This window comes from Chryseobacterium gossypii (assembly GCF_041361455.1).
GTDB classification, from domain to species: domain Bacteria; phylum Bacteroidota; class Bacteroidia; order Flavobacteriales; family Weeksellaceae; genus Chryseobacterium; species Chryseobacterium gossypii.
Map to the genome: position 1 here is coordinate 66,003 of NZ_JBGCUR010000001.1, position 24,262 is coordinate 90,264.

A 24,262-nucleotide genomic window follows, 5' to 3' on the forward strand; every position below is an offset into this window, starting at 1 on the left:
TTTTTAGAATCATTCATTTTCCAATTGCTTTTTTGCTTTCTGTAAATCCTGTCTGTCTTTTTCAGAAAGGCCGGGATACTCCAGACCCATTTTTTCCAGGGTATCAATGATGATCTGTATGGCAGCCACTCTGGCAAACCATTTATGATCGGCGGGAAGCACATACCAGGGGGCATAATCCCTGGAGGTTTCGTTGATGGCTGTTTCGTAGGCTTGCATATATTGGTCAAATACAGCCCTTTCAGGCAGATCGCCCATGGAGAATTTCCAATTTTTTTCCTGCTCGTTAATACGGTCCAGAAATCTTTTTTTCTGTTCATCTTTAGAGACGTGCAGGAATATTTTGACGATAGTTGTACCATTCTGGGAAAGGTGCTTTTCAAAATTTCTGATGCTTTCGTATCGGTTTTCCCAAAATTTATCATCAAAATCCTTTACGGAGTCCCAGGTTTTTTCATTCAGATTATATTCGGGATGTACTTTGCAAACCAATACGCTTTCATAATGGGAGCGGTTAAAGATCCCGATCATTCCTTTCTGAGGCAACGCCACATAATGTCTCCATAGAAAGTCATGGGAGTATTCTTTTGGGCTTGGGGTTTTAAAGCTGGTCACATTACACCCCTGCGGATTTACACCTCCGAAAACATGCTCAATCAAACTGTCTTTACCGGCGGCATCCATAGCCTGGAGTATTACTAGGAGTGACTGACTTCCGTCTGCATATAGCTTTTCCTGAAGCTCACGGAGCTTTTCTTTTTCCAGAATTAACAGCTGCTCCCCTTCTTTTTTAGTAAGTTCCCCCTTATATTCTGTAGGGGCTTTCTGAATTGAAAATTTGCCTTTTATTAGAAAATCGTCTGAAAAATTAAGGTCCATAGATGTCTGTTGTTTATATAAATGTAATAAAAAAACCGCCTCGATGTGGAGGCGGTTTTATTTTTTTGTTAAGTTTATTTTTTTGCAGCAACTTTAGCGGCCTTTTTTGCAGCCTTATCAGCTTTTTTCTGCTCTTCAGGAGTTAATGGTTTTGGATCCGGTGCGTTGGCATCCACATTACCTTTAATGTAGATTACGCTTCTGCTGTTTACAGGATCATTGGAGAACACTTCGATCATTTTGTTAAATCCTCCGTTGATTGCGGTGTTGTATCCAACTTTGATTTTAGCAGATTTTCCTGGCATAATAGGATCTGTGCTGAACTGAGGAGTTGTACATCCACAAGAAGCCTTTACGTTAGAAAGAACCAAAGGTTTGTCACCGGTGTTGGTTACAGTAAAATATCTTGTACCATCAGAATTTGGTTTGATAGTACCGTAGTCAAACGTAGTTTTGTCAAAAGTGATTGTTTGTGCAGATGCAATAGCAAACGTTCCGAATAATGCAATTCCTGCGATTAATTTTTTCATATTCTTGAATGTTAATATGTATGTTAGATAAATTTTGAAAAACAAAGTTAAAAATTATTTTAATTCATACTTAAAATTTTTTTTCTTTAGACTATTTTTGCAAATTGTAAGTCAAAGAAACAGAATTTATGCAGATTTCAGAAAAATATAGTCCACAGGAAGCAGAACAAAAATGGTATAATTACTGGCTGGAAAACAAGTATTTCCATTCAGAGCCCAATGATAAGCCACCCTATACGGTGGTAATTCCTCCCCCAAACGTTACAGGGATTTTGCATATGGGGCACATGCTGAATAATACCATTCAGGATGTTCTGGTACGCCGTGCTAGGATGCAGGGTTTTAATGCCTGTTGGGTTCCCGGAACAGATCACGCTTCAATTGCTACGGAAGCTAAGGTTGTGGCCAAACTGAAATCGGAAGGGGTCAGTAAATCAGATATCACCCGCGAAGAATTTTTAAAACATGCCTGGAACTGGACCCATCAGTATGGAGGTACCATCCTTGAACAATTGAAAAAACTGGGATGCTCCTGTGACTGGGACAGAACCCGTTTTACCATGGAAGACAAACTTTCCCGGCAGGTAATCAGAAGCTTCGTAGATCTCTATAACAAAGGACTTATCTACAGGGGCTACAGAATGGTAAACTGGGATCCTGAAGCAAAAACCAATATTTCTGATGAAGAAGTAATATTTAAAGAACAGAATGGGAAACTGTACTTCCTGAAATATAAAATAGAAGGTTCCGAGGAGTTTCTCTCGGTAGCTACTACACGTCCTGAAACCATTTTCGGAGATACAGCCGTTTGTATTAATCCTAATGATGAAAGATATGCTCACCTGAAAGGAAGAAATGTAATAGTCCCTATCGTTAACAGGGTGGTGCCGATTATCGAAGATGAATATGTGGATATGGAGTTCGGAACAGGTGCCTTAAAAATTACCCCTGCTCATGATATAAATGATTACGAAATTGGCCAGAAGCATCATTTGCCAATGATTGATGCCCTGGATGACGACGGCAACCTGAATGAACATGGCTTACACTATGCGGGGCAGAACAGATTCGAGGTCAGAAAACAGATTGCAAGGGAACTGGATGAGAAATCTCTTTTACTGAAGGCCGAAGATTACGTAAATAAAGTTGGAACCTCTGAAAGAACAGGCGCTGTAATAGAACCGAAAGTTTCAGTACAGTGGTTTCTTAAGATGTCTGAAATTGCCAAGCCTGCCTTGGATGTGGTAATGAATGATGAGGTGAAATTTTACCCCGAAAAGTTTAAAAATACCTATAAACATTGGATGGAAAATATCCGTGACTGGAATATTTCCCGTCAGCTTTGGTGGGGACAGCAGATTCCTGCTTATTATTTCGGGGACGGAGAAAATGACTTTGTGGTGGCGGAAACCAAAGAAGAAGCGTTGGAACTTGCCAAACAGAAAACGGGTAACCCTTCGCTGTCTCCTGATAACCTGAGACAGGATGAAGATGCCCTGGACACCTGGTTCTCTTCATGGCTGTGGCCCATGTCTGTATTTGACGGATTGCTCGATCCTGAAAATAAAGATATTCAGTATTATTATCCTACATCTGATCTGGTTACAGGCCCGGATATCATTTTCTTCTGGGTGGCAAGAATGATCATGGCCGGATTGGAATACAGAAATGAAGTACCGTTCAGAAACGTATATTTTACAGGTATTGTAAGGGATAAACAAAGGAGAAAAATGTCCAAATCCCTCGGAAATTCACCGGATCCGCTGGAATTGATTGAAAAATATGGTGCGGATGGAGTCCGGGTAGGTATTTTATTGAGCTCCGCAGCAGGAAATGACCTTCTTTTTGATGAAGATCTAATGCTCCAGGGAAGGAATTTTGCTACAAAGATCTGGAATGCATTCCGGTTGATCCAGGGATGGAAAAGAGAAGATAAGCCGGTAAATACCGCAGATAAGGAAACCTTTGAATGGTTTGAGAACCAGATTAATAAAACAGTAGTGGAAATTAACCAGCAGTTTGCTAAATTCAGAATTTCTGACGCACTCCATTTAATTTATAAATTGATCTGGGATGATTTCTGCTCATGGTACCTTGAAGCAATTAAGCCAAACTATGGGGAGGGAATTTCTGAAGAGGTTTACCAGAAGACCATTGCTTTTTTTGAAGAGCTAATGAAGCTGCTTCATCCGTTCATGCCTTTTCTGTCAGAAGAGCTATGGCAGTCCGTATCGCCGAGAAGTCGGAATGAGGCTCTGATCATTGCCCAGCAGAAAAAGGAAGAAGCGTTCAATGATGATGTTATCAAAAGTTTTGAAACAGCAAAAGAACTGATTTCCGGGATTAGGAATTACCGTCAGACGAAGGGGATTTCTCCAAGAGAGGCAGTGGAAGTTTATACCAGTGCCGGCCAGTTTGAAAATGAAGCAGTAATCAGGAAACTGGCTAACATTTCTGAAATCTATTTTGCCCAGAAAACAGATAAGCCAAGCTTTACTTTTCTGGTAGGGGCAACAGAAGTTTCCATTCCTTTGAGTGAGAATCTGGATCTTGAAGAAGAAAAGAAGAAAACCGAGGAAGAACTGAAGTATCTGAAAGGCTTTTTAATCTCCGTAGAGAAAAAACTTTCCAATGAGAAGTTTGTTGCCAATGCTAAACCTGAAGTTGTAGACATTGAGCGTAAAAAACAAAAGGATACGCAGGAAAAGATCGCTATTTTGGAGGAGAAGCTGAGAAGTTTATAAAAAATAAAGTATATTGTAAAGTATCATGCTGGGCAAAGAATTTTCTTTGCCCAGCATGATACAAGAATAAGTTGTAAAAAGCTGATGACACACCTAGAAAACATAAAAAAATTATTTTCCAAAAACTTTATAGAGAACCCTTTGCTTGAGAGTTTTGAAGTAGGGAAAATTTACCTTTCCAGCGGAAAGCTTGTGGCTTGTGATCCTTTGATAACAAGTGATATGAGCCCTTTTTCTACAGAATTTCCGAAAGGCAGTTTCCCCGTTCTGGTTCATAAAGAGAGAGAAAGTAATTGCGTCGCTTATACCGAGATCATTTTCAGCAGCTCAGCGATAGCGGAATGGAAACTGGCTACCACACCGGGACAGGATATAAGGGATCTGACTGAAGGAGAGGTCTTCGGGTATCCCGTGGAAAGCGGAATGGGGTGTTATATGGATGTTGATACCCAGGATCAGCTTAATCAGCTTGAGCAAAGATTGTATCACAGTAAGGGAGTGGATTTTATGGGAATTTATGAAGAGTTTTTCCATGATTATTTTTTCGATGAAAACGGAGCTATTGATCAATATGCTTTCCTAAAGCCGTCAGAGGGACATCCGGGAACTATTTTTGCTTTTGAAACGGGGTATGGAGAAGGCTTCTATGCAAGCTATATTGCATATAATAAAGAAAATTTTCCGGTGAAGCTTGTAACTGAGTTTATTGAAATTAGTTAATTTAAGTTAATTATTTTGAAAACCATATTCCCTATCATAAATTTGTTAAGAGACCATAGAACCAATTAAAGCCATAAAACACAATGAATTTTTCATCAGAACCGCCTAAGATTATTGTTGTAGGAAGTTCATCAATAGATCTTGTTTTAGAAACCGAAAAAGTTCCATGCGCTAATGAAACTGTTCTTGCACAGAATTCCGAGAGCTATTTCGGAGGGAAAGGAGCAAATCAGGCAGTGGGTGTTGCAAGATTGGGAGCCAGTGTATATTTTATAGGATGTGTAGGAATGGATCCGCTTGGGCAGCAGATTATGAGGAATCTGGTGAGCGAAAATGTAAATGTAAGTTTTGTTTATGAAACCGATAAGGAGGCTACAGGTACAGCGTATGTAACGACCTCCGATGGGAATTCCGCTATTGTGGTGGTGCCGGCAGCCAATAATTATCTGAATAAGGCACACGTTGAAGCGGCGGATAGATATTTCCATACTGCAGATCTTATTCTGGTGCAGCTGGAGGTACCTATAGAGGTTATTGATTATACAGTGAAAAAGGCTAAGAAATACGGCAAAAAAGTTGGCTTGTATGCATCACCGGCAATACCTCTGGACAAGGAAATATTGGATAATGTGGATTTTGTGGTGGCTAAAAGCAACGAACTGCATATTGTTTTCGGTGAAGACCAGAGGGAAGAGATCCTCAAAAAATACTTTAATAAGCTTTTTGTAAGAGATGATACTAATTCTACCATTTATTTTGACGGAACAGAAATGAAATACTTCCGAAATGATGGAAATGGCAATGGGACCGTTCATAAAATGGGAATGGGTGATGCCTTTACATCAGGTTTTGCCGTTGCATTGTGCCATGAGAACCCGCTTGAAGAATGTGTGAGATTTGGAAATGAGGTATCTGCAAAAGTTTCAATGAAAAAAGGTTCACAAACGGGACTTCCGAGAATATCCGATATTTTTTCATAAACTATTTGGTACATATCGAAAATTAAAAAGTTTACCTGAAATTATAAGTAAAATTTCCACTTTTATAGTGGATTTTTTTCTTTTAGTTATGGAAAAATTAATTCTGAAGACCCAGGATGATGTTAGTCTTACCGGACATCTTTTTTTACCCCGAGAAAGCGATCATAAGATTCTGTTAATTAATTCTGCTACGGGGGTGAAACAGCAGGTATATTTTTCCTTTGCCCGGTTTTTTGCTGAAAAAGGTTTTACGGTCATCACTTACGACTACCGGGGAATCGGCCTTTCTAAGCCCCGAAACATGAAGGGATTCCGGGCTTCCATGAGAATTTGGGGTACGCAGGATTACCGGGCGGTGACAACGTATATCAGAAATCATTTCTCAGGGTATCAGAAATATTGTCTGGGACATTCTGTGGGAGCCTTAATACTGGGAATGAATGAAGATTCTACAATATTTGAAGAATTTATTTTTGTGGGAACTCAAAATGCATTTGTAGGAAATCTGAAATGGAGGACAAAGATCGAAGCTTATCTTGGTTTTGGGATTGCCCAACCCGTAACTACCACATTACTCGGGTATTTTCCGGCTCATTGGTTCGGCTTGGGAGAAAGTCTTCCAAAAAATTGTGCTTATGATTGGAGAACCTTAATTTTGAACAGAAAATCAACCAACAGATTATTGGAAAAAACAGAGGATTATTCTAAAAAATTAACACAAAAGGTATTTGTTGTCCGGGCCGAGGATGATGTATGGCTGACGGAAAAAGGAGTGAGAAGCCTGCTTAATGAAACCTACCCCAATCTTCAGCCGGTATACAGGCTGGTTCGGACTTCAGAATCCGAAAAAAGAAAGATAGGTCACATTAATTTTTTTAGAAGCTACAATAAAAGGCTTTGGGATATTATTTTAAATGAATTGATATAGATGGGAAACTTAATTGATAATACAATAGAATTTGTAAAAGCAAAACTTGATGGTGCAGAGGCAGGACATGACTGGTTTCATATTGAAAGGGTATGGAAGCTTTCAAAAAAAATAGCTTTGGATGAAAATTGTAATCTTGAAGTAGTGGAATTGTCCGCTTTGCTTCATGATATTGCCGATCCGAAATTTCATAATGGAGACGAAACCATAGCACTAAAAGTTTCCCGTGAATTTCTGGAAGATCAGAACGTTCCTGAAGATACCATTGATCAGGTTTTATTTGTAATTAAAAATATTTCCTTTAAAAACAGAGCAGAAGCACCTAAAGACCTGCCTATAGAGCTTAAAATTGTTCAGGATGCGGACCGTATTGATGCAATAGGAGCGATAGGTGTGGCAAGGACCTTCAATTTTGGAGGATTTAAAAATAATCTGATGTATCATCCGGACATCAAACCTAATCTGAGTATGTCCAAAGAAGAATACAAAAAGTCCAACGGTACCACCATCAATCATTTTTACGAAAAACTGCTGCTGCTAAAAGATATGATGAATACGGTAAAAGGAAAAAAAATAGCCGAGGAAAGGCATGAATTCATGCTGGCTTTCCTCGACCAGTTTTATAGGGAATGGAATGTAGATTAGAAGATATTATACCCTAAAATGATTGATGCATAGCTCATGTCTGCTGATTGAGCTGCTGAATCATCCATAAGCTGATTTTTTGTATTGTATTTAAATTCAATACTGTATTTGTTATTGTAATTATATCCTATACCAAAAGAAAAGCTGTCCAGACTCTGGCTGGATGATAAATCGGCATGATCAAAATTATACCCTTCGTAGTCCAGATCAATAGTTTTCGCTTTACCAGCTCTTAGTGTCAGAACGTTTACCTGGGCATTGATGAAAAGCTTTGATTTTTCATTTAAAAACATATAGTGTCTTATCCCTATTGGAAGATTGATGAAAGAATAGCTATCCATACTTATATTATAAAGCTGATCACCGGCCGGGGCTGTTATTTTCTTTCCTGTATAAAACGAATACGTAGGCTCAAACATTACGGCCCATTTGTTTTTATTAAAAGGTAAAACCAATTCAGCTTCCAGACCTATCCTGAAGTTTGTTTTAGAAGGAAAACCTTTACTGCCCAGCATATTATCCGTTTTTAAAGCAGAATAAAAGTTAACACCAGGTCTTATGTTCAAATTGAATTGAACAGGTTTCTTTTTAGCCTGGAATTCATTATTACCTGATGTCCCTGAAATCTTTTCGTTGTGAGCTGCAAATATCTTTGTCAGGCTGTTATTGTTATATTTTGTTTGTGGAATCAGTGACTGTACATTCGGGTCCTCTTTAAAGATGTCTTTTAATTGGGTGATGTAAGTATCATTGGTAGCTACCTGTGAGCTATTACCTTCCGGATTATATTTTTTATAGATTAAAGGCTGGATATCCCCTGAAGATGAATCCGAATAAAAATAAGACACAAGTCCTTTAGTTCGGTAAGTGTACAAATTTTTATCACCAGATGTCAATTCCTTTAAGAAAACCGTAGATTCTTTGAATTCCGGTGCGTACTGGGCAGAAAGATTGGAAAGGTCATCTGAAGAATAGTCGATGGGTCCTGTATAGGTTACATATTTTGAATAACCATAAATTCCAAATTCTTTTATATTGGAAGGGATTCCTTTGGATTCTGAAGAGTTTTCATCAGTCTTGTAGTTGAATTCATCCGGATTATTTACCCAGTCGACATTTTTAATAAGTACTTCGTGTCGGGTATTGTCATTAGTTATGATATACCCTTTTTCAAACTTAACCTGTGCATGAATACCGATAAAGAAAAACAACAAGAAGATGAGTGTAGTTTTTTTCATAGTTTATAATTTTTAAATGAGCCCAAATATAGATAAAAAAGTATCTTTGTAAAATATGATGTTTATTATTTTTTTCATTTTTCTTGCATTGATTCTCTCTCTCTTTTTATCAAAAATAAAAAAGGGAAGAGGTGCCGAATGGGCAAAATTGTTTCGTATCCTGTCCGTGGTTTTTTCGATCTCTATTTTTACCTACTGGTTTATTAAAAAAAGCGCGATCGGAATCGTAAAAGATTCCCTGGCACTTCAGGTGATCAATAAGCTCCCGCAGACCCTGGATTTTTATGTGATTAATAAAAATGAAACCGAAAAAAACACGATCCCGGAGGTAAAGCATATCGGCAAGATCCGTCCGGAGTACTACAGAATAGAGTATCTGAAAATGGATAAATCTGATGAATACTGGATTGCAGGATATCTGGGAAAAAAGAACCTGGTATATTTTTCACAACATTCCGTACCTAATAAGAATATCGATCAGATTATTGAAATCCAGAATTATATCAACCAGAGTGTAAGACTTTCTGAAAGTGCCAAAAAGCAGGTCGAAGCTTATAATTATGAAAATATAAAACTTGGAATATGGGTTACACTGGATTTTCTTTTATTGTTCCTTAATCTGGTCCTGCTGATAAGAAAAAAATAACATTTTCAAAATCTGTATTACTAAAACAGAGTGCCTGAACTTTCCGTTGCCAGTTTCGGTATCTGGAGGTCAGTTTTCCATTTTTCATTCATATTTTTTATAAAATAGGCAGACAACAGCGGGGAAGCCTTTTCGATATTCTGGTGTACAAAGAAATACAGATTCTGTAATCCTTCTTCTTTCCATTGGGTCAGGTGGTTGAGCCAGTCATCCAGCCTTTCATAATCACTTTCGGCATTGGCTCCTACATAGCGTATAAAGGCATTGGGTGTGGTGAGACGCATATGAAGCATATCTCTTCTTCCGGCTGTATCCACAATAATGTTGGTAATGTTATTTGCCTCAAAAAGGTCACATGTTGTATTAAGAATATCCTCGTCAGTGAACCATTCCGTGTTCCTTAGCTCAATGGCCAGGGGAACTTCTTTAGGCCATTCTTTTACAAATTTGTCTAGTCTGTCATAATCTTTTGGCTTAAAATTATCGTGGAGCTGCAGGAAGACCATTCCCAATTTTTCATCAAAATTCATCACAGACGTGGCAAACTGTGTAACAGGTTCTGTAACATCGATCAGCCTTTTAAAATGTGAAACAGAATTAGTTATCTTAGGAAAAAATTTAAAGTTTTCAGGGGTCTTTTCCTTCCAGGTAATCACCTGTTCAGGTGTAGGCATTCCATAAAAGGTTGCATTCAATTCAATAGAATTAAACTGTGTGGCATAATATGTCAGCTCATCTTTTGTTCCTTTGGGGTAAAATCCTTTAAGATCGGTCTTATTCCACTTGGCACATCCGATAGATATATTTTCCAGGCCTTTTTTATTCTGGCTTAAAATTTCTTTAGTCCTGGGATGATCTTTTGGTAATGTAAAATCTATTTTTGAAGGATCTTCTACCTGCCCGAATTTCATATTTTTTCTGTTTAACTATCTTAGCAAAGATAAACAAAAACCATAGAATCCATGATCGATTCTGCATTAATCTTTCATTTTCTTCCATCGGCGGCAATCTTCCTTCAGGGAGAATATGTCTGCTTTTAGTTCATTATTCTTAAAGAAAAAGCACACTGAAAAGTGTGCCTGATAGTGAATATGTTGATGTTTATTATTTGTATCCTATGCTTATGCTTCGCAGGAAGAACAGGTAACAAAGTTAACCATCATTTCTTTGGAGACGGAAGAACTTCTCTGATAGTAAAGAGTTTTTACTCCTTTCTTCCATGCTTCAATATACAGGTAGTTCACATCCTTTACCGGCATGGTAGACGGGATCTGTAAATTAAGTGATTGTGCCTGGTCTATGTACTGCTGTCTTTGCGCAGCCTGGGAAATGATTTCCATAGGTGAGATTTCCTTGAAGGTTTTAAATACCGCCTTCTCTTCATTGGTAAGCTCTTTCAGGTGTTGTACAGAACCGTGGTTCAACATGATGGTTCTCCAGGTTTCTTCATTGTCAAGGCCTTTTTCTTCGAGCAATTTTGCCAGGTATTTGTTTTTACGCATAAAATTTCCTTTGGCGAGACCTGCCTTATAGTAATTTGAGGCAAAAGGCTCAATTCCCGGAGAAGTTTGGCCTAAAATGGCTGAGCTTGACGTAGTAGGAGCTATAGCCATCAATGTAGTATTTCTTAATCCGTATCCTTTTAGCAGCTCCGGCTCACCATAGATGTTTGCCAGCTCCCTGGACGCCTGCTCTGCCTGCTCCCTGATATGTCTGAATGCTCTTGCATTGAACTGGGTTGCCTCAAAGCTTTCAAAAGGGATCATATTTTTCTGTAAATATGAATGGTATCCCAATACGCCTAATCCCAATGCCCTGTGGCGCATAGCAAAGTTCCTGGCTCCCTGTAAATAGTAATTTCCTTCCGTTTTTTCTATAAATTCAGAAAGAACGGCATCAAGGAAATAAATGGCCAGTTTCACCGCATTGGTATCTTTCCATTCATCATAAAGCTCCAGGTTCATCGAAGACAGGCAGCAGATGAAGGATTCTTCCATAGATGAAGGAAGCATGATTTCAGAGCAAAGGTTGCTTGCATTGATCGGTAATCCCAGATCCTTATAAACCTGTGGTTTGTTCCGGTTTACATTATCCGTAAAGAAAATATAAGGAAGACCTTTCTGTTGGCGGCTTTCTAAAACCCTTGCCCAGATTTTACGCTTATCCATATCACCATCGATCATGTCCTGCATCCAGTAATCAGGAACACAGATCCCTGTAAACAGGTTCTGGATAGGACTTCCTATATCTTTGATAGAGAGGAATTCTTCAATATCACCATGATCTATATCCAGATAAGCCGCAAAAGCTCCTCTTCTTACCCCGCCCTGGGAAACCACATCCATGGCAGTGTCGAATAATTTCATGAAAGAAACAGCCCCTGAAGATTTCCCGTTGTCTGTTACAGCGGTTCCTCTGTTACGAAGCTCCCCAAAATACCCTGAAGTTCCACCGCCAATTTTTGTCTGCATGATCACCTCACCCATTTTGTGAGTAATCCCTTCAATGCTGTCCGGGATATGCACATTGAAACAAGAAATGGGAAGTCCCCTTTGTGTTCCCATATTGGCCCAGACCGGAGATGAGAAGCTGATCCATCCCTTGGTGATCATTTCTTTGAATGCCGGTTGAAGTTCCGGCTTGTATAACCTTTTTGCAGCAGCAGTTGTGATCCTGTCGATGGCCCCTTCTACAGTTTCACCTTTTAGCAGATATCCCCTGTTGAGCATTTGCTCGGACTCTTCATTGAGCCACCATATATGTGTATTTTGTTCTTCCATAGCTGTTATATTTTCAGATTCCAAGGATTGTTATCCAGGAATTTTGTTGTTCTTATATTGATAGTAAATTCCTTTAAAGTACGCAGATCATTCAGCCCCCTAAACTCCGAATAATCTTTAAAGAGGTCATTTATTAGACCTTATTTGTCTCAGGTAAGGTAATTAATGAACATTCCATGGACATTGTAGTCTTGTCTGAAATGTTCATTGTTATGCCTTTACCGGCGTTATTTCAACAATTGGTCAGATTAAAACAAATCGTTTGCCGTGATGCTCTTATCGTGTTTTGTATAATCTACAGGTCTTTTAGCAAAGAAATCATCCAAAGAATTGGCAAAAACTTCTTCTTCAAACCATGTCATCGGGCGGTACTGTTCCGGAGAAACATTATAACGAGTGGCCATGTTGATTTTCTTTAAGCTGTCGTCCACACGGTATTTCATGAAGTTTAGCAGATCTTCCTTCGAGAAAACACTTAGCTCTCCCAATTCAAAGATCCAGTCCAGGATTTCTCCTTCCAGTTCCACAGACTGGTCAACCAGGGTATAGATATCCTCAATATCCGAATCGGTAAGCAGGTCAGGCTGTTCCTCACGGATTTTATTGATCAGGTAGATTCCTGCGTTGGCATGGATCTGCTCATCCACAGAAGTCCAGGCAATAATATTGGAAACGTTTTTCATGTATCCCTTGAATCTTGTAAAGGAAAGGATAATGGCAAACTGCGAGAAAAGCGATACATTCTCAATCAGGATACTGAATAATAAAAGAGAAGAAACATATTCTTTCGGGGTAGCGGAATTGGCATGCTTAAGAACGTTTGATAAAAAATCAATTCTCTTTCTTACAGATGGAATTTCCACTACATTTAAAAATTCTTCATTGTATCCCAATACTTCCAGTAAACGGGAATATGCCTCAGAATGGCGGAATTCGCATTCTGCAAAAGTAGCCCCCAGACCATTGAACTCAGGTTTCGGAAGATGGTTATATAGGTTTCCCCAGAATGTCTTTACAGACACCTCGATCTGTGCAATTGCTAAAAGTGCGTTTTTCACAGCATGCTTTTCGTGTGGCTCCAACTGCGAATGAAAATCTTGAACATCTGCAGTAAAATCCACTTCCGAATGCACCCAGAACGACTTATTGATCGCCTCTACAAATTGAAGAACCTCAGGGTATTCAAATGGCTTATAACTTACTCTTTTATCAAAAATTCCCATATTAAAAAGTCTTAAAAATTAAATAAATAGATCACTGTGGATAAAATTCAAAAAATATATAACTATCTGTTTTGTTGTAACTTATGTCTGGTAGTTGTTAACAGAAAAGTGTTTTTATTTTTTGTTGCGTACAAGCACAAAGTTCGAAAAAAAGAACTGATTTTAAAAGGGTCAAACACTAAATGGCTGAGTTTTAACCGTAAAAGTTTTCCACATTTACATGAAACTTGCTCTGATATTGATTTATACAGTGTTAAGGCATTAAAATAAATAAAATCAACGAAATGGTATTAAACATTTAATTGTATTATGTTGTATTTTAGAGACTTACGTATTAAACATTAATTTAATTGAATAAATTTTTATTCTTGTAACAAATCGAAAGTTCCATCTACTTATTAGGCATAAAAACATACATCACTTAATGTTAGTAATTCAGGATTTACATAAATCGTACGATACTGGGAAGAGTAAGCTTCACGTCCTTAAAGGAATTAATCTTAATATTTCCGAAGGCGAATTTGTTTCCATTATGGGAAGTTCCGGCTCGGGAAAATCCACACTTCTTAATATAATAGGGATTCTGGATGAGAAAGATTCAGGGACCTACGAACTGGATAACGTTCCGATAGAACATTTATCTGAAGTGAAGGCAGCCGAATACAGGAGTAAGTTTTTAGGCTTTATTTTCCAGTCATTCAACCTTATCGGATACAAAACGGCATTGGAAAATGTTGCCCTTCCGCTATATTATCAGAATGTACCAAGAAAGGAGCGTAATCAGAAAGCTATGGAATATCTGGAAAAGGTAGGGCTGGCTCAGTGGGCCAACCACCTGCCTAACGAACTGTCAGGGGGGCAGAAGCAAAGGGTAGCCATTGCACGCGCGCTGATCACCAATCCTAAAGTTGTTTTGGCCGATGAGCCTACAGGAGCACTGGACTCAAAAACCACCCATGACATTATGAAGCTTCTTCAGGAAATCAATAATGAAGGTAAGACCATCATTGTCGTAACCCACGAACCGGATGTAGCTGCCCAAACCAAAAGAAATGTCGTACTGAAGGATGGGATCATCGAAAGTGATGAGTTTATCAAACAGCATATTCTGTAACAGAAGATCCATTTATCAATGAATCATATTCAGAACAGGAAAAAACTAAACAATCCTTAGAGAATATAAAGCGATTGTTTTATAATATAAAAAAGCAAAATTATGTTTGACCTAGATCGTTGGCAGGAAATATTCAGCTCTATCCGCAGTAATGTATTACGGACGGTACTTTCCGGTTTTACCGTGGCATTAGGTCTGTTTATTTTCATCGTTCTGTTCGGGATCGGAACCGGATTGCAGAATGCTTTTACAGAAGGATTTGCCAGAGATGCCCAAAACCTGATCTCTATATTCACGGGGAGGACTACGGTTGCCTACAACGGATTGCAGTCTGACAGGGTTGTTACCATGAATAATGATGACTATGACTTTCTGGTAGGCATTGACAAAGCTAAAGTAGGACATGCTACCCCAAGATACCAGGCGAACCTGTTAGTAAAATACGGTAAAGAAAGCGGAAATTATCAGGTACATGGTACAGATCCGGAAGAACAGTTCATTGAAAACCGGAAAATCCTTGAAGGACGCTATCTGAACCCCACCGATCTGGAAAGAAAGCAGAACGTTGCCGTTATAGGGAGAATGGTTCAAAGGGATTTGATTAAGAACGGAAGTCCCATAGGAAAAGAACTGGACATTAACGGAACCATGTTTAAGGTAGTAGGAGTATTCTCCGATGAAGGAGGAGACTGGGATGAAAGACATATCACGGTTCCCATTACAACTTTACAGCAAATGAAAAAAGGCTCGGACACTGTAAGCATAGCCTATATCGCCTATAATGAAAACCTGAATCCCCAGGAAGCGATAAAATATGGAGATGAGCTGAGAGACAGGCTAAAAGCAAGAAAAAATGTGTCTCCCGATGATGAAAACGGAATACGTGTCTGGAACAACGCCCAGAATATGAACGATACCTTTACGTTTATGGCCGTACTTACTGCCATTGTAGGATTTATCGGGATGGGAACCCTATTGGCCGGGATCATCGGGATCAGTAATATCATGGTTTATATCGTGAAGGAAAGAACCAAGGAGATCGGGGTGCGGAAGGCGATTGGAGCAAAGCCCCGCAGTATTGTGGCCTTAATAGTGCAGGAAAGTGTGGTGATTACCGTGATATCGGGAATTATTGGTGTAGGATTAGGGATATTGGCCCTGAAATTAATTGGAAACAATCTGGAGGAATATTTTATAAAAAGCCCAAGCGTAGGGTGGGGAACAGTTTTCATGGCTTTCATAGCATTGATTTTCTCGGGGCTGATTGCAGGGTTTGTTCCGGCTTACCGGGCTTCGAAGATCAAGCCAATAGAAGCATTAAGGACTGAATAACAGATAAGATAGAACTCTCGTAATTAGAATAAAGTAAAGTGAACATTTTATTTAAAAAAGATACCTGGCAGGAAATTTATTATTCATTGAGGAATAATAAGCTCCGGACCTTCCTTACCATGATTGGTGTGGGGTGGGGAATGTTCCTGTATGTAAGTTTGCTTGGAGCGGCAAAAGGAATGGAAAACGGCTTTGATAAATTGTTTTCCGGTTTTGCCACCAATTCCATTTTCCTGTGGGCTCAGAATACTTCGATCCCTTATGAAGGCTTCCCGAAAGGCCGGAAAATGGATCTTCACCTTTCCGATATGGAGCTGCTGAAAAGGAAAATCCCTGAAATAGACTACATCTCACCCCAAAATTCAAAAGGAAACTTCGGAACGCAGGGCGAGCAGATGTCCAGAAACGGAAAATCTGCAACCTACACTTTAAATGGAGATTATCCGATCGGGAATAAAATTTCGGAGAAAAAATTAATTTTCGGAAGATACCTGAACGATGCGGATATTTCGCAGAATAAAAATGTTGCGGTAATAGGAGAAGAGGTTTATAAAAACTTCTTCAACGCAAAGAAAAATGAAAATCCGTTGGGAAAATCCATTAATATAAAAGGCATATTCTTTAATGTAATAGGAGTTTTCAGAGTAAAGAAAAGTGGAGGTGCCCTGGAGAGTGACCAGACTGTTTTTATCCCTCTGTCTACCTTTACCAAAATGTATAACGATGGAGACAAGATAAATGTATTCTCTATCGTGAGCAAGCCGACGGCAGATCTGAATATCGTGGAGGACAAAGTGAAAAACGAGCTTAAAATAAAAAATAAAGTTTCCCCTGATGATACCAATGCCTTCGGGACCTTCAACCTGGGAAAGGAATTTGGAAAATTGACGGGTTTCCTGAACGGGATGCAGCTTTTGACCATCATTGTAGGAACTTTAACAATTTTGGCCGGGGTAATCGCCATCTCCAATATCCTTCTTATTACAGTAAAAGAGAGAACCAAAGAAATCGGGATCAGAAGGGCTTTAGGGGCAAAACCGGCAGAGGTGAGAAACCAGATATTGCTGGAGAGCGTAGTGATCACACTTTCGTCTGGGATGATAGGATTTATCCTGGGGATTTTTCTGCTGATGATCCTGAATATGCTGACCCAAAATCAGGATTCATTCCCGTTTTATAATCCAACGGTAAACTATGGGAATGTTTTCGCCGCGATGGCCGTGATGGTGGTCCTAGGCTTGATTATCGGGATGATCCCGGCACAGAGAGCAGTCAGAATCAGGCCGATTGAGGCTTTGAGGACGGAATAATAAATGATGAATTAAAATAATGATAACGATAATAAGATTGAATTTTTCAACCACTTGAATAAAAAAATAAACTATACATATGAAAAAGAAATTCACTTGGAAAAAAGCCATTTATATATTTTTGGGGCTTTTACTTGTAGTGGCGTTGTTCTCGGTAATTGGTTATGTTATAAAATCTAATTCTAAGCAGAGCGAAGCTTTTCTAACCAGAAAACCGGTTATCCAGAACATGGATGATAAGGTAATGGCTACAGGAAAAATCATCCCTAAGGAAGAAATTGAAATCAAACCCAATATTGCAGGGATTATAGATAAGATATTAGTGGATGAGGGAGATAAAGTAGCGGCAGGACAATTGATTGCAACGGTAAGAATTGTTCCCAATATTGCTGATGTAAATGCTGCACAGCAGGAAGTAATGAATTCCCAGCTTCAGATCAGTAACGCTAAAATGAATGTGGAGAATATGCAAAAGCAGTTTGCCATGCAGCAAAAGTTGTTCAATCAGGGAGTGATTTCCAGACAGGAATATTTGAATTCCCAGCAGCAGCTGTTTTCCCAGCAGCAGGCTCTTAAAAACGCTAATCAGCAGCTGATTACTGCCCAAAAAAGATTACAGATTGTAAAAACCGGTGCTACACCTGAATTGCAGAGTCTGGCTACAACCCAGATCAGATCCAAAGCTTCCGGAACCGTTCTTGAAGTCCCTGTGAAAGTGGGAAGTCAGGTGATCGAAGCCAACTCCTTCAATGCAGGAACCACCATCTGCTCCATTGCAGATCTGAATTCATTGATTTTCCAGGGAGAAATCGATGAAGCCCAGGCAGGTAAGCTAAAACAGGGAATGCCTATGAATATCGTTATAGGAGCTTTACAGAACAAAATTTTTCCAGGGAAGCTGACTATGATAGCTCCAAAAGGAAAGGACAACAACGGAACTATAAAATTCCCGGTTGAAGGCGATGTTTATAACCCGAACAATGAATATATACGGGCAGGGTTTTCTGCCAACGGTGAAATTGTTCTCAGTTCCCAGAAAAATGCCCTGCTGTTAGACGAATCACTGATCCAGTATGAGAAGAGTAATGGCAAGGATAAACCTTTTGTAGAAGTGAAACAACCAGACGGTAAGTTCAAGAAAGTATATGTGAAATTGGGTGCCAGCGACGGTATTAATGTCCAGATCCTTTCAGGACTTACAAAAGACTCCGAAGTGAAAGTCTGGAACCCTTCCGATAAAGATAAAGAAGAGCTTAAGGAAAAGAAAAAATAATAAACTAACACTATAAATTCAAACTGTATTCCCGGGGAAATCAACAATTCCCGGGATTTTTATTTGTGCAGTATCAGTGAAGTATTAACAATGTATTAACTGAAAAGGATGCTTGTTTTATTTATAGTTTATTTATTTTCGTTGAAAAGAAAAAATATTATGAAGCCCGCATTTAAAATTCTGTTCAGCTTTTTATTTTTGGTTTTCAGCTTTAGTTTTCAAAGGCATGAGGACAAAGGAAAAATTGTTTATAAGACTGACAATCTGATGGTCATAAAACTGTCTGATCATGTTTATCAGCATATATCTTTCCTGAATACAGAAAGCTTTGGTAAAGTCTCCTGTAACGGAATGATCGTTAATGACAGGAATGAAGCGGTAATTTTTGATACCCCTACGGATGATAAGAGTTCCCGGGAGCTGATCTCATGGATTAAAAACAGCTTGCATTCCAGAATAAATGCCATTGTTGCCACCCATTTCCATGAAGACTGCCTCGGAGGGCTGAAAGAATTTCACAATAATAACATCCCTTCCTATGCCAGCAATAAAACGATTGAGCTGGCAAAAGACAAGGGTTTTAATGTCCCTGACCACGGTTTTGACGGTATATTAACTTTGAAGGCAGGTGAAAAACCGGTATCTGTTGAGTTCTTTGGGGAAGGGCATACCAGGGATAACGTCATAGCTTATTTCCCGGATGAAAAGGTTATGTTCGGAGGCTGCCTGATCAAAGAAACAGGGGCATCAAAAGGATATCTTGGGGACGCCAATGTTAAGGAGTGGCCCGCTACGGTTGAAAAAATAAAGGCCAGGTACCCGGATGTAAAGGTGATCATCCCCGGTCATGGAAAAACAGGCAACAGAAAACTGTTGGATTATACCATTGAGCTATTTAAAAACAGTTGATTCCGGACATTTTGAACAATATCCCGAAATAAACCCGTTGAAGTTGACGGATCTGTACCCTTTTGGCAGTGCAATATCAATTTCATTGGGAAGACATTCGATGGTTCCACATTGTAAGCATTTGAAATGAAAATGGTTATGCTTATGTTTTTTTTCCGAGCAATTGATACAGAAGGCAAAATAAGACTTTCCGTCATCACTTAATATCTTATGTATGATACCATCCTCACAGAAGCTGTTCAGAACCCTGTAGATAGTGGCCCTGTCCACTTCTTCACCCAGCTCTTTCTGTAAAATTTCCTGGCTAATGGCTGATCTTTTGTTCCTTATAGAATCCAGGATCAGTTGTTTTGCTTTTGTGTTTCTTTTATTCATAGTACAAATATAATAATTATTGCGATTAAGTCGCAATAATAAAAAATTATTTTATCTTTGTAAGGACAAAGGCTAAGGAACAGATTTTGTCCATCTTGAATTAAATAGTTATCCATCATTAAAATATACAACATGGAAAATAAAAACTTTGAAGTCATTATCATAGGAGGAAGCTATGCAGGCTTATCTGCCGGCATGGCCCTGGGAAGATCTTTAAGAGACACCCTGATCATAGACAGCGGAGAGCCGTGCAATAAGCAAACCCCACAGTCCCATAACTTTCTGACCCATGACGGAACCCCCCCACAGGAGATCAGTTCAATAGCTAAAGAGCAGGTTCTGAAGTATGACACGGTAAAATTTTATGATGGATTAGTGGTCAATGTCAGCAAAAATTCCGAGGGATTTGAAGTGGTAACGGAAAAAGGAGATAAATTCAATGCCGGTAAGCTGATTCTTGCAACAGGAATTAAAGATTCCAAACCAGATATTCCCGGTTTTGAGGAGTGTTGGGGGATTTCCGTTTTGCACTGTCCATACTGTCACGGATATGAAGTGAAAAACGAAGTTACGGGTATTCTGGCCAACGGAGAGATCGGCTATGAATTTTCAAAACTTATTTTAAACTGGACAAAAAATTTAACCTTATTTACAAACGGAAGATCAGAACTGACAGAGGAGCAGACCCGGAAATTAAATGAGAAAAATATCAGGATCAATGAAGATGAGATTGCGGAGATCAGCCATGAAAACGGGCATATAAAAGAACTTATTTTCAAGAATGGGAATAAAATCCCTTTGAAAGCCTTATATGCAAAGATACATGTTGAGCAGAGTCTGGATATTTCCACTATGCTGGGATGCGAGCTTGCAGAGCACGGAGTGATCAAAGTAGATGCCATGCACAGGACTAATGTTGCCGGTGTCTTTGCATGCGGAGATAGTGTGACAATGATGAGATCCGTGGCCAATGCCGTGGCTCAGGGTAATTTTACCGGAGCAATAGTCAATAAAGAGCTTGTTGAAGAAGAATTTTAAGACCTGTCGCTATCCGGGATAATTCTTCCCTGCGGTATTCTGCAGGGATTTTTTATATAAAAAAGAAGAAAATTTTTTGGCAGAAATAATTTTTTATCGTAATATTGCGATATAGATTTGCGATTAAAAAAAATGGGAGCAACCAAAACAGAATTTTTTACCACAGAACAGAACAAAATTGCAGCTATCGCTAAAGCCTTGGGGCATCCGGCCAGAATTGCCATTATAGAATATCTGTTGAAAGTAAATGAATGTATTTGCGGTGATATTGTCAATGAATTGCCACTGGCACAGCCTACGGTTTCACAGCATTTAAAAGAGCTGAAAAACGCAGGGCTCATCAAAGGAAACATAGAAGGCAATTCAGTATGTTACTGCATTGATGAAAAAGCTTTTGAAACCTTGAGTGAATACTTTTCAAATGTGATTTCAAAAGTTAAAAAAGAAAGATGCTGCTAAAAAATTTGCTCATATATATCGTAATATTGCATTATAACAATATATTAATATATGAAACTATCTGAGATTAAAGAAATTCTGCCGGCTCTGGAAAACGTGGAATTTCAGTTGGAAAACGGAGAATCTGTCCCTGAACATTTTCATGTGACAGAAATAGGGATTGTTACCAAAAAATTCATCGATTGTGGAGGAACGGTCAGAACAGAAGAAAAGGTAAATTTCCAGCTATGGAATGCCAACGATTTCGAACACCGTTTAAAACCCGGTAAGCTCCTTCACATTATCAAACTATCTGAAGAGCAATTAGGAATCAGCGACCTTGAAATAGAAGTGGAATATCAGCATACTACAATTGGAAAATATGATCTGGATTTCGATGGAAAAAATTTCATATTGAAAAATAAAATGACAGCTTGTCTGGCCAAGGATTCCTGCGGAGTCCCGTCTTCGAAGCAAAAAATCAATCTACGGGATTTATCAAAGGATAATAGGCTTTCATGTACGGGTTCAAATTGCTGCTGATGATAAAAGATACACTGATCAGGTACAGGAAGTTCATTATAATTACAACTTCGGTTATTATATTACAGCTTATTTTCGGATTTGATCCCAAGTTTTGGATCATTAATATGATTTGGTTATTGGTTTAAAATATGAAAAAAAGAATTTTAGTCCTTTGTACGGGAAACAGTTGCAGAAGCCAGATTGCGGAAGGTTATCTGAAATATTTTGCCCATGATACGGCGGAGATTTATAGCGCGGGAATAGAAACGCATGGGGTAAATCCCAATGCCATTGAAACCATGAAAGAAGACGGGATAGATATTTCTGGGCAGACGTCAAATAATATCAGCGAATATCAAAATCTGGAATTTGATTTTATCATTACGGTTTGTGATCATGCCAGGGAAAACTGCCCATATTTCCCATCCAAAGCAAAAAGATTCCATCATGATTTTCCAGATCCGGCCAAGGCTACGGGAACGAAGGAAGAGATCAAGGAACAATTCAGGGCTGTACGCGCCGAAATCAAAAGGTATTGTGCACAGTTTATTCAGAATAATTTATAAAACTTTTGATAAATTCTATGGTGAAATTTAATTCTAAAATCCTGTTACGATGATATAACCTCAGGGGAAAATCCGTACATTTGGGGTGGAAAATTTCAAAAATAAAAGTAAATGGACATCATTTTTGACCTGATTGAAAAGGAAAGACAAAGACAAACCCATGGATTGGAGCTTATTGCTTCAGAAAACTTCGTTTCTGATAATGTAATGAAAGCAATGGGAAGTGTACTCACCAATAAATATGCTGAAGGATATCCGGGAAAAAGATATTATGGAGGATGCGAAGTAGTGGATGAGGTTGAAACTTTAGCCATTAACAGGGCAAAAGAACTTTTCGGCGTTGAATATGTGAATGTTCAGCCCCATTCAGGTTCACAGGCTAATGCGGCTATTTATCTTGCTGTTTTGAAACCGGGAGATAAAATTATGGGTATGGATCTTTCGATGGGAGGGCACCTTACTCACGGATCTTCAGTGAATTTCTCAGGAATTCAATACAATGTGGTTTCTTACGGCGTTGAAAAAGAAACCGGTCTTATTGACTACAACCAAATGAGGGAAGTGGCACTAAGGGAGCGTCCAAAAATGATGATCGCGGGATTCTCCGCTTATTCAAGAGACCTGGATTATGCTAAGTTCCGAGAGATCGCAGATGAAATCGGAGCTACGCTTTGGGCCGATATCGCACACCCCGCAGGATTGATTGCCAAAGGCTTATTGAATTCTCCATTTGAACATTGTCATGTAGTAACCACTACCACACATAAAACATTGAGAGGCCCGAGAGGAGGAATGATCATGATGGGCAAGGATTTTGAAAATACATACGGACATAAAACTCCAAAAGGAGAAATCAAAATGATGAGCCAGGTTCTGGATGGTGCCGTTTTTCCGGGAATCCAGGGTGGCCCGCTGGAACATGTAATAGCAGGTAAGGCAATTGCATTTGGAGAAGCTTTGGATGCTAAGTTTGAAACGTATGCCAGGCAGGTTAAATCTAATGCTCAGGCACTGTCCAAGGCAATGACGGACAGAGGCTTTGATATTGTAAGCGGTGGCACGGACAATCACCTGATGCTGGTAGATCTCAGAAATAAAGGAGTCAACGGCAAGGAAACTGAAAAAGCCTTGGTACAGGCAGATATCACCTGCAACAAAAATATGGTTCCTTTTGATGATAAATCACCGTTCACCACCTCAGGAATCAGGCTGGGAACTGCGGCCATCACCACAAGAGGGTTGAAAGAACAGGATATGGATACTATCGCGGAATTGATTTCTGAAGTTGTAGACAACATTAAGAATGAAGAAGTAGTGGCTTCCGTAAAGGAAAAAGTCAATGAGCTTATGGAAGGTAAATTATTATTCAATTATTAATATATATCACGATTAGAATATAATAAGAATGGGCTATGCTCATTCTTTTTTTATATTATGGAAAAAAAATCATATACTTTCGAAGAGATTAAGCAGAAACTGATTAATTATTGTGTTTATCAGGACCGTTCCCATGCAGAAGTAGAGCAGAAGATGAAAGAATTCATCCTGATCCCTGAAGCCAAAGATGAAATTATCCTATACCTGATAAAGGAAAATTATTTGAATGAAGAACGGTTTACCCGGAGCTATATCAGAGGGAAATTTTACATGAAGCATTGGGGAAGGAATAAAATAAAGATGAACCTGAAACAGAAGCAGGTATCTGAAAAGCTGATAAGTAAATGTTGGGATGAAATTGATGAAATTGATTATGAAAAGACTATCAGAAAAATTTATGAAGATTATTGCTCCAGGCAAAAAGGGCTTAAGGAATATCAGATAAGAAGTAAAGCTATAAAGTATCTTATAAGCAAAGGCTTCGAATATGATTCTATTTTGGAAGCGACCCAAAATTAATGACAATATGATTTAATGTGGATGATTTAAAAATAGATTTTTTTACTTAATATATTGATTTAGGAGTTTTTATTTATGATAATGAGAAATATGAGGACTATTTTTAATAATAAATTTTTATATGTAAAATAATAATGGCACGAATAATGCAGTGTGATTAAGTTGGGAATTAA

The 24,262-nt window shown here is 38.8% G+C and carries 24 protein-coding genes; 17 read left to right on the forward strand and 7 right to left on the reverse strand.

Annotated elements, in window-relative coordinates; genetic code table 11:
• Positions 1 to 9: 9 nt before the first annotated feature.
• Entirely contained in the window at positions 10 to 879 is an 870-nt protein-coding gene (locus ABMQ40_RS00350) for a polyphosphate kinase 2 family protein (RefSeq protein ID WP_370895364.1), read from the reverse strand.
• A gap of 74 nt (positions 880 to 953) precedes the next feature.
• Complete coding sequence (locus tag ABMQ40_RS00355) at positions 954 to 1,409, reverse strand: DUF1573 domain-containing protein (RefSeq protein ID WP_370895366.1); 456 nt, start codon at positions 1,407 to 1,409, stop codon at positions 954 to 956.
• Between the two features lie 128 nt (positions 1,410 to 1,537).
• Between ABMQ40_RS00355 and ABMQ40_RS00360 the strand changes: the two genes are divergently transcribed.
• From ABMQ40_RS00360 to ABMQ40_RS00380, 5 genes are all read left to right on the forward strand, one after another.
• Positions 1,538 to 4,153: a valine--tRNA ligase gene (locus ABMQ40_RS00360; protein ID WP_370895368.1), complete on the forward strand. Its 2,616-nt coding sequence runs from the start codon at positions 1,538 to 1,540 to the stop codon at positions 4,151 to 4,153.
• Positions 4,154 to 4,237: 84 nt separating this feature from the next.
• Positions 4,238 to 4,873, forward strand: coding sequence for a DUF4241 domain-containing protein (locus ABMQ40_RS00365; RefSeq protein ID WP_370895370.1), 636 nt, complete (start codon positions 4,238 to 4,240; stop codon positions 4,871 to 4,873).
• Between the two features lie 83 nt (positions 4,874 to 4,956).
• Positions 4,957 to 5,853: a ribokinase gene (locus tag ABMQ40_RS00370; RefSeq protein WP_370895372.1), complete on the forward strand. Its 897-nt coding sequence runs from the start codon at positions 4,957 to 4,959 to the stop codon at positions 5,851 to 5,853.
• Positions 5,854 to 5,941: 88 nt separating this feature from the next.
• Positions 5,942 to 6,781, forward strand: coding sequence for an alpha/beta hydrolase family protein (locus tag ABMQ40_RS00375; protein WP_370895374.1), 840 nt, complete (start codon positions 5,942 to 5,944; stop codon positions 6,779 to 6,781).
• On the forward strand, positions 6,782 to 7,426 hold the full coding sequence (locus ABMQ40_RS00380; protein WP_370895376.1) for an HD domain-containing protein: 645 nt from the start codon (positions 6,782 to 6,784) through the stop codon (positions 7,424 to 7,426). It abuts the gene before it with no gap.
• On the opposite strand, the gene ABMQ40_RS00385 is transcribed toward ABMQ40_RS00380, so the two are convergent.
• Positions 7,423 to 8,664 (reverse strand): hypothetical protein, encoded by a 1,242-nt coding sequence (locus ABMQ40_RS00385; protein WP_370895378.1) that lies wholly within the window; start codon positions 8,662 to 8,664, stop codon positions 7,423 to 7,425. The two genes, ABMQ40_RS00380 and ABMQ40_RS00385, sit on opposite strands and share 4 nt — an antisense overlap.
• A gap of 55 nt (positions 8,665 to 8,719) precedes the next feature.
• On the opposite strand from ABMQ40_RS00385, the gene ABMQ40_RS00390 reads away from it, so the two are divergent.
• On the forward strand, positions 8,720 to 9,310 hold the full coding sequence (locus tag ABMQ40_RS00390) for a hypothetical protein (protein ID WP_370895380.1): 591 nt from the start codon (positions 8,720 to 8,722) through the stop codon (positions 9,308 to 9,310).
• 20 nt (positions 9,311 to 9,330) lie between these two features.
• Here ABMQ40_RS00390 and ABMQ40_RS00395 read toward each other — a convergent pair whose 3' ends face one another.
• The 3 genes from ABMQ40_RS00395 to ABMQ40_RS00405 form a co-directional block, all read right to left on the reverse strand.
• A complete protein-coding gene (locus ABMQ40_RS00395; RefSeq protein WP_370895382.1) occupies positions 9,331 to 10,221 on the reverse strand; it encodes a DUF72 domain-containing protein in 891 nt (296 codons plus the stop codon).
• A gap of 210 nt (positions 10,222 to 10,431) precedes the next feature.
• On the reverse strand, positions 10,432 to 12,099 hold the full coding sequence (locus ABMQ40_RS00400; protein WP_370896128.1) for a ribonucleoside-diphosphate reductase subunit alpha: 1,668 nt from the start codon (positions 12,097 to 12,099) through the stop codon (positions 10,432 to 10,434).
• Between the two features lie 239 nt (positions 12,100 to 12,338).
• Positions 12,339 to 13,313, reverse strand: coding sequence for a ribonucleotide-diphosphate reductase subunit beta (locus ABMQ40_RS00405; protein WP_370895384.1), 975 nt, complete (start codon positions 13,311 to 13,313; stop codon positions 12,339 to 12,341).
• A gap of 424 nt (positions 13,314 to 13,737) precedes the next feature.
• On the opposite strand from ABMQ40_RS00405, the gene ABMQ40_RS00410 reads away from it, so the two are divergent.
• The 5 genes from ABMQ40_RS00410 to bla all read left to right on the forward strand — a co-directional run bounded on the left by ABMQ40_RS00410 (position 13,738) and on the right by bla (position 19,251).
• Positions 13,738 to 14,427, forward strand: a complete 690-nt coding sequence (locus tag ABMQ40_RS00410; RefSeq protein WP_370895386.1) for an ABC transporter ATP-binding protein — start codon at positions 13,738 to 13,740, stop codon at positions 14,425 to 14,427.
• Between the two features lie 102 nt (positions 14,428 to 14,529).
• Positions 14,530 to 15,759 carry an ABC transporter permease gene (locus ABMQ40_RS00415; protein ID WP_370895388.1) on the forward strand — a complete coding sequence of 410 codons (1,230 nt, stop codon included), beginning with the start codon at positions 14,530 to 14,532 and terminating at the stop codon, positions 15,757 to 15,759.
• A gap of 38 nt (positions 15,760 to 15,797) precedes the next feature.
• Positions 15,798 to 17,069, forward strand: coding sequence for an ABC transporter permease (locus ABMQ40_RS00420; protein WP_370895390.1), 1,272 nt, complete (start codon positions 15,798 to 15,800; stop codon positions 17,067 to 17,069).
• A 79-nt stretch (positions 17,070 to 17,148) separates the two neighbouring features.
• Positions 17,149 to 18,342, forward strand: coding sequence for an efflux RND transporter periplasmic adaptor subunit (locus ABMQ40_RS00425; protein ID WP_370895392.1), 1,194 nt, complete (start codon positions 17,149 to 17,151; stop codon positions 18,340 to 18,342).
• Between the two features lie 159 nt (positions 18,343 to 18,501).
• Entirely contained in the window at positions 18,502 to 19,251 is a 750-nt protein-coding gene (gene bla, locus ABMQ40_RS00430; protein ID WP_370895394.1) for a subclass B1 metallo-beta-lactamase, read from the forward strand.
• On the opposite strand, the gene ABMQ40_RS00435 is transcribed toward bla, so the two are convergent.
• Positions 19,234 to 19,626, reverse strand: coding sequence for a Fur family transcriptional regulator (locus tag ABMQ40_RS00435; protein ID WP_370895395.1), 393 nt, complete (start codon positions 19,624 to 19,626; stop codon positions 19,234 to 19,236). The genes bla and ABMQ40_RS00435 overlap by 18 nt on opposite strands.
• Positions 19,627 to 19,758: 132 nt before the next feature.
• Here ABMQ40_RS00435 and ABMQ40_RS00440 point away from each other — a divergent pair, with 132 nt between their 5' ends.
• The 6 genes from ABMQ40_RS00440 to ABMQ40_RS00465 all read left to right on the forward strand — a co-directional run bounded on the left by ABMQ40_RS00440 (position 19,759) and on the right by ABMQ40_RS00465 (position 24,089).
• Positions 19,759 to 20,664 carry an NAD(P)/FAD-dependent oxidoreductase gene (locus ABMQ40_RS00440; protein ID WP_370895397.1) on the forward strand — a complete coding sequence of 302 codons (906 nt, stop codon included), beginning with the start codon at positions 19,759 to 19,761 and terminating at the stop codon, positions 20,662 to 20,664.
• Between the two features lie 132 nt (positions 20,665 to 20,796).
• Positions 20,797 to 21,123 (forward strand): ArsR/SmtB family transcription factor, encoded by a 327-nt coding sequence (locus ABMQ40_RS00445; protein ID WP_370895399.1) that lies wholly within the window; start codon positions 20,797 to 20,799, stop codon positions 21,121 to 21,123.
• A gap of 51 nt (positions 21,124 to 21,174) precedes the next feature.
• A complete protein-coding gene (locus tag ABMQ40_RS00450; RefSeq protein ID WP_370895401.1) occupies positions 21,175 to 21,645 on the forward strand; it encodes a DUF6428 family protein in 471 nt (156 codons plus the stop codon).
• Positions 21,646 to 21,776: 131 nt separating this feature from the next.
• Positions 21,777 to 22,193 (forward strand): arsenate reductase ArsC, encoded by a 417-nt coding sequence (locus ABMQ40_RS00455; protein ID WP_370895403.1) that lies wholly within the window; start codon positions 21,777 to 21,779, stop codon positions 22,191 to 22,193.
• A gap of 111 nt (positions 22,194 to 22,304) precedes the next feature.
• Positions 22,305 to 23,570: a serine hydroxymethyltransferase gene (gene glyA, locus ABMQ40_RS00460; RefSeq protein WP_370895405.1), complete on the forward strand. Its 1,266-nt coding sequence runs from the start codon at positions 22,305 to 22,307 to the stop codon at positions 23,568 to 23,570.
• Positions 23,571 to 23,627: 57 nt separating this feature from the next.
• On the forward strand, positions 23,628 to 24,089 hold the full coding sequence (locus ABMQ40_RS00465) for a regulatory protein RecX (RefSeq protein WP_370895407.1): 462 nt from the start codon (positions 23,628 to 23,630) through the stop codon (positions 24,087 to 24,089).
• Positions 24,090 to 24,262: the final 173 nt, after the last annotated feature.